Genomic DNA, 6,656 nt, shown 5'->3' with positions numbered 1-6,656 from the left:
TAATGATACTTATCCTAAAAGACGGGGTGTGACGCGAGTAAAAGAGTTATGGCAAAATGGATTAAATGTTAGTTTCGGACATGATTGTGTGCAAGATCCTTGGTATAATTTAGGTACTGGTAATATGTTAGATGTAGCTTATATGGGTGTGCATATTTGTCAGATGACAGGAATACCAGAAATTAATGCTTGTTATCAAATGATTACTCGCAATGGTGCGAAAACTTTAGATGTGGAGGATAGGTATGGAATTGAAGTAGGAAAACCAGGTAATTTGATAGTTTTAGATGCTAAAAATCCCTTTCATGCAATTAGGAAACGAGCTACAGTAAAGTATGTATTTTCTCAGGGTAAATTATTAGCAGAAACTACTCCGACAAAAATAAAATTTGTTGCCTTGACATGAAAAATGTGAATCAAAAAATAAGTGAAGAAATAAATGATGAAAAATATTGAAAAATATGTGGAATTAACAGGAGAATTAATCAATTTACCATTACAGTCAGAACATTTTTCAGGTGTAGTAGCAAATATGGAAAGAATAGCAGCGATCGCTCAATTAGTAATAGACTTTCCCCTACCACCAGAAATAGAACCTGCACCTAAATTTGACTTAGAAAAATGGGGAGAAAAAATCAAGAAATAAAATTGGTATAATCTTACAGTAGTTATTATGAGAAAGGGTATTTTAAATTGCCAATAGTAGGGGTTTGCTCTCAAACCCCTTATTCCAAAATCGTAGCCACTAAACCCTTACTGAAGTCTTCATTTTTCCTGATTTTTTATTAGCAAATAATATCATGTCCGGTAGCATCGGTATTGTATAAAGAAAGTAAGGAACAAGGAAGAAGGCTTTAGTTATCTAGGAGAGAAGAAAGAAGAAAAGGAAAAACCTTACAGAAGGTAAATATTTTCCAAAATTTTACACAAACGATACCAGCGGACATGATATAATTAAGGTTTAAAACCTCTAAAAATCAAGGATAAAAAAACAAAAAATTCTTTTTAGTCAATCATATCCTGAAAAAAATAAAGATGTAATTGTGAATTATTAATTATTAATTGTGTAAAACATGACTAAGAAATAAAGTATCGTACTTTCAAGGGGAGAAAAAAGGAAATTTCGGATTTTCTTGTCTCCTAATTCAGTAGGAGGTACTGATAACTGATAACTGATAACTGGTAACTGATAACTAATTTTCTTGTCTCCTAATTCNGGTACTGATAACTGATAACTGATAACTGGTAACTGATAACTAATTTTCTTGTCTCCTAATTCAGTAGGAGGTACTGATAACTGATAACTGATAACTGATAACTGAAATGACTATCAACTTCAACCAAACAGACGCAGTAGCGATCGCCTCCGCCATCAAAACAGGGGAAACCACCAGCGAAACTTTAGTAACCAAATGTCTCGAACAAATTTACGAGTCTAACCGCAAACTGAATTGTTTCACTGCCATCACGACAGAAAGCGCACTCAATAGCGCTAAACAAATAGACACAGACATTGCCCAAGGTAAAAACCCTGGTCTCCTAGCGGGAGTACCCTTTGCCGTGAAAAACCTCTACGACATCGCAGGTTTAACCACCCTCGCAGGAGCCAAAATTAATGCCGAAAACCCACCCGCAACCCAAGATGCAACCGCCGTTGCCAAACTCAAACAAGCAGGTGCCATCCTAGTTGGAACTCTCAATATGGATGAATACGCCTACGGTTTCGTCACTGAAAATAGTCACTACGGCGCAACACCCAATCCCCACGACCTCACCCGCATCTCTGGCGGTTCATCTGGTGGATCTGCTGCTGCCGTTGCTGCGGGTTTAGTACCCATTACTCTAGGTTCCGACACCAACGGTTCCATCCGAGTACCTGCTTCTCTATGTGGTGTCTTTGGGTTTAAACCTACTTATGGGCGTTTATCACGAGCAGGGGTTTTTCTATTTGCCAGTAGTTTAGACCATGTTGGACCTTTTGCTCGTTCTGTGCGGGATATTGCCACGGTTTATGATATTTTGCAAGGGTCGGATGCAAGAGACCCAATTTGTACTAAGCGCCCTCCTGAAACTTGTTTTCCTCAACTCAACCAAGGTATTAAAGATTTGCGTATTGCCATTGCTGACGATCACTTTGCTAAAGGTGGGGAACCGGAAGTATTCACAGCAGTGGAACAGGTGGCGGACGCATTAGGTGTAACTCAGCGGGTGACAATACCCGAAGCACATCGCGCACGAGCTGCTGCATATATTATTACTGCTTCTGAGGGCGCTAATTTGCATTTGGAAAATTTACGCACCCGTCCCCAAGATTTCGATCCGGCAACTCGCGACCGCTTTTTAGCAGGTGCTTTAATTCCGGCAGACTGGTATATCCAAGCTCAACGTTTCCGCCGTTGGTATCAAGGTTGTGTAGAAGAAATATTTAAGGAAGTAGATATTATTTTAGCTCCTACTACCCCTTGTGTTGCCCCCCTATTGGGGCAGGAAAAAATGACTATTGCTGGGGAGGAAGTGTTAGTACGTCCGAATTTAGGTTTGTATACACAACCTTTGTCTTTTATTGGGTTGCCAGTTTTGTCGGTTCCCATTCGCCGTACTAATGGTTTACCTTTAGGAGTACAAATTATTGCTGCGCCTTATAATGAAGCATTAATTTTACGAGTGGCAGCATTTTTGGAGATGGAACAGTTTTCAAGTAGCGCTATATGAATTAAACAGGGGATAAATTTTCCTGTTTACAGCAGTTTTCATTTGGGTAGACCAAAGCAGGGACGTTCCATGGAACGTCCCTACTGAGTTTTTGGTTCTCAAATACAGCAATGTAAGAACGACCGTTAANTTTTCAAGTAGCGCTATATGAATTAAACAGGGGATAAATTTTCCTGTTTACAGCAGTTTTCATTTGGGTAGACCAAAGCAGGGACGTTCCATGGAACGTCCCTACTGAGTTTTTGGTTCTCAAATACAGCAATGTAAGAACGACCGTTAACCCCTACAGGTGATGTATATTTTCATATTTTGCGTAAGTCCTGCTTTAGTAATATCATGTCCGGATGATTAGTGATAGAACTCCGTTCCGCTTACGCGACCAAAAAGTTTTTGTTTGTAGTTGTGCTTTAGCCCCAAGTATAGATAGGGCTAAAGCACAACTACGAGCTTTAATTATAACTATTTAACCGGACATAATATAATTTCTTCCCACATTCCCCACACCTCCCACACTCTCTCTACTATAACTATGCACTACCACCCGCGATTTTTCTTAGGGGGCAGTTCAGATACAGGATAAACAGGAGAATTTATCCCCTGTTTAATTCATAGAAGATATAGCGCTACGCATTAAGGTTAGGACATTTCTAAATCCTGAAACCCTTTCACAGTTTACTATTCCCTATTCCCTATTCCCTATTCCCTAGCGCTATATTATCCGATTTGGAAATTATCTGCTGTCAGATTTGGGTTATCAGAGAGAATAGCAAATTGACCGCCATCTCCGAAACCTGCTGCACTACCATTAGCATTGTAGAATAAACCACCTGTACTAGAATTATAGACAATAATGGCATCACTTGTCTCAGGACTACTTGTTACAGTGGCAAACTCATCACCAATATCTCCACCTATAGCAGTAGTTATTGCTGTAAAAGTATCCTTGTCAAGTAGAATTATATCTTTATTAGACTGGAAGTCTGTAATTGTATCTATACCTAAATCCTCTGATTGAAATGCTTCATTAGAGTTAAAGATNGTACTAGAATTATAGACAATAATGGCATCACTTGTCTCAGGACTACTTGTTACAGTGGCAAACTCATCACCAATATCTCCACCTATAGCAGTAGTTATTGCTGTAAAAGTATCCTTGTCAAGTAGAATTATATCTTTATTAGACTGGAAGTCTGTAATTGTATCTATACCTAAATCCTCTGATTGAAATGCTTCATTAGAGTTAAAGATAAAGTGGTCTTTACCAGCACCACCTGTGAGTTCGTCGTTTCCAGCACCACCATTCAGGGTGTCTTTACCAGCACCACCAGTGAGTTCGTCGTCTCCTGCATCACCATTCAGGATGTCTTTAGCAGTACCACCATTCAGGGTGTCTTCACCAGCACCACCATTCAGGGTGTCTTTACCAGCACCACCAGTGAGTTCGTCGTTTCCAGCATCACCATTCAGGATGTCTTCACCACCATTACCTCTGAGTTCATCGTCTCCTGCACCACCATTCAGGATGTCTTTACCAGCACCACCAGTGAGTTCGTCGTTTCCTACATCACCATTCAGGATATCTTCACCAGGACCACCTTTGAGTTCATCGTCTCCTGCACCACCATTCAGGGTGTCTTGACCAGGACCACCTTTGAGTTCATCGTCTCCTGCACCACCATTCAGGGTGTCTTGACCACCACGACCATTAATAGTATCGTTACCTGCACCTCCTGACAAGACATTGTTACCAGAATTACCGTTCAAGACATCGCCTGGTTGAACAAAGAATACATTGCCAGAAACATCTTCAATTCCAGTATTCAACTGGAGAACATCTGATAACTGAAAATCCTCTAAATATTCTGAAACAGACTCACCGTTTAACTCCCAAGTATCAAGGTCAGGATCATTTTCATACCAGAAGCGATCGCCATCCCGTAACCTGGTAAACTGGTCTGCTAAAATTGCCTCATTCAACTCCCCAAGACTAGCATCTGGTAAATTATCCTCTGACAACATCCCTACCCACAGGTCAATATCGTCAACACTATCATAAACTGACTCCAGTGCTGCCACTACTTCCAGGTCAGATGAAATATCACTAAAATTATCCTTCCTAGTCAACCCCAATGCTTCTCTCGCATCATTATAACTGCCCAAACCATGATCGCGACCACGCTGAATATTCAGAGATGGCAAATCTGAACCATTTGCTACTGGTCCACCACTAGGAGGACCAAATAATAAATTCCGTAGATCGTCAATTACACTTGCATCTGTTTCCTGCTGCACCTGGAAAGCTAAACCCCTCAATATAGGGTCTATTCCCCCTTCATTAGGTATACGATCTGGTCGGAAGAAAGCATCTGCTAAACTGAGTGCCCCCTCGTCTGTAGGCGTGCCATCTTCATTTATCCTTGGCAGAGTAGAACTAATTAAAGTGTGCCCGATACGAAAACCAGCAGTAGAAAATTCTGTACTGATATTAGGATTAACAGTGGAGTCGTATCCAGTATAAGGGTCGAGAGTTACACCTAAACTAGGTAAGAACTCATCATAAGTAATTTTCTGGATTTCTGCACCTACTATTTTACGCGCCCGTTGATAAATCTCTTCATCAGGTAAGTCTGTATGAGTATCTGCAATAATTTCAGCAATACGGTTATGTTCCCGTACCCATAAAGTGTGCATTGCGGCTAAACCCACATTTTCGTTAGCTCGGACATCACCAGCAATAAAAGTGCTTGCACCAGTTACCCCATCCATTGCCATGTGAGGTGCATTTGGGTCGCCTCCTGGAGTTGGTAGCAAATCTCCTGTAGAATGGTCAGTAACTTTCAATTTTCCATCATCAAAAGTTCGCAACCAGTCAGCCCGATCTTCTTCACTACCGTAGACATTACTACCATCTATCCAAGCAGTAATTTCATTGAATTGTTCGCGGGGGTTATCAGTGCTAGTACCAGTAGTTTCATCAAATAGTGACCTGGTAACAGGAATAAATGAACCTGGGGCAAAAACTTGATCGTCTTCAGGAATAAAAATGTTAATAGTTTCTGCTGTCGGACCTGACTGTAACTCGCTCAAAGTAACATCATGGTCAAGAAATTGTCCCCATAACCATGTATAATCGCTTAAATTACGGTTGTTGAGGATAGATTCTGATTGGTNTAGTTTCATCAAATAGTGACCTGGTAACAGGAATAAATGAACCTGGGGCAAAAACTTGATCGTCTTCAGGAATAAAAATGTTAATAGTTTCTGCTGTCGGACCTGACTGTAACTCGCTCAAAGTAACATCATGGTCAAGAAATTGTCCCCATAACCATGTATAATCGCTTAAATTACGGTTGTTGAGGATAGATTCTGATTGGTTGAATACGGTATTACTAATTACTCTAGGATTTGGACCATCAGCTAATTCTTGTATTCCATCTGCATACTCCGCTGCTGTTAAACGAAGTAAATTTTCACCAGTTTGGCCATATTCAATATTATCTAGATTATTGTTACTACCGTCAATTGTACGAAAATTCATCTTTGTACTTGTTTTTTTCTTGGCTAAATTCTTATACTTCTCAGCTTTACTGAGCTTATGCAGTTTTTCAGAATATTTGAATCAAAAAATGATAAATAACCGCACAATTACTGATGGGATATCACTTAATGCTGCATCTATAACTGAAACACGAGTAGTAAATGTACTGTGTTCTGCTGTAACTGTTGCTTAATTTGCATCAGAGATGAAAGAAACAAAAGTTACAGTAGTGGCTAACACTTCAGTTAGCTAACTCTCAAAATATTTATTCTTAATTATGAAGTTTATCTTGGCAAAATGTTTGTAAAAATACTAATTTTATTACTTAGTCACAAGAACCAAAAAGCCAAATATATTAAAATTTATCTAATTGATTTAGTTACCACAATTAATCATGACATTAACC

At 39.7% G+C, this 6,656-nt stretch carries 4 protein-coding genes and 1 pseudogene; 3 read left to right on the top strand and 2 right to left on the bottom strand.

Annotated elements, in window-relative coordinates; genetic code table 11:
- The 3 genes from AFK68_RS16330 to AFK68_RS16320 form a co-directional block, all read left to right on the top strand.
- Positions 1 to 406: amidohydrolase family protein (locus AFK68_RS16330; protein WP_143437942.1), on the top strand; the 406-nt coding region annotated here is incomplete at its 5' end.
- A gap of 33 nt (positions 407 to 439) precedes the next feature.
- Positions 440 to 646, top strand: coding sequence for a DUF4089 domain-containing protein (locus AFK68_RS16325; RefSeq protein ID WP_371357287.1), 207 nt, complete (start codon positions 440 to 442; stop codon positions 644 to 646).
- 677 nt (positions 647 to 1,323) lie between these two features.
- Positions 1,324 to 2,712 carry an AtzE family amidohydrolase gene (locus AFK68_RS16320; protein WP_210407442.1) on the top strand — a complete coding sequence of 463 codons (1,389 nt, stop codon included), beginning with the start codon at positions 1,324 to 1,326 and terminating at the stop codon, positions 2,710 to 2,712.
- Between the two features lie 1,039 nt (positions 2,713 to 3,751).
- On the opposite strand, the pseudogene AFK68_RS45435 reads toward AFK68_RS16320, so the two are convergent.
- Both AFK68_RS45435 and AFK68_RS45430 read right to left on the bottom strand, forming a co-directional pair.
- Positions 3,752 to 5,882: pseudogene (locus tag AFK68_RS45435) on the bottom strand (peroxidase family protein); the annotation flags it as partial.
- Position 5,883: 1 nt separating this feature from the next.
- Positions 5,884 to 6,250: peroxidase family protein (locus tag AFK68_RS45430; RefSeq protein WP_371357418.1), on the bottom strand; the 367-nt coding region annotated here is incomplete at its 3' end.
- Between the last annotated feature and the right edge of the window lie 406 nt (positions 6,251 to 6,656).

It is taken from the genome of Hydrocoleum sp. CS-953 (assembly GCF_002260545.1).
Lineage (GTDB): Bacteria > Cyanobacteriota > Cyanobacteriia > Cyanobacteriales > Microcoleaceae > Trichodesmium.
The sequence above is the reverse complement of the archived record's forward strand: the minus strand, read 5'-3'. Positions and strand labels throughout refer to the sequence as shown.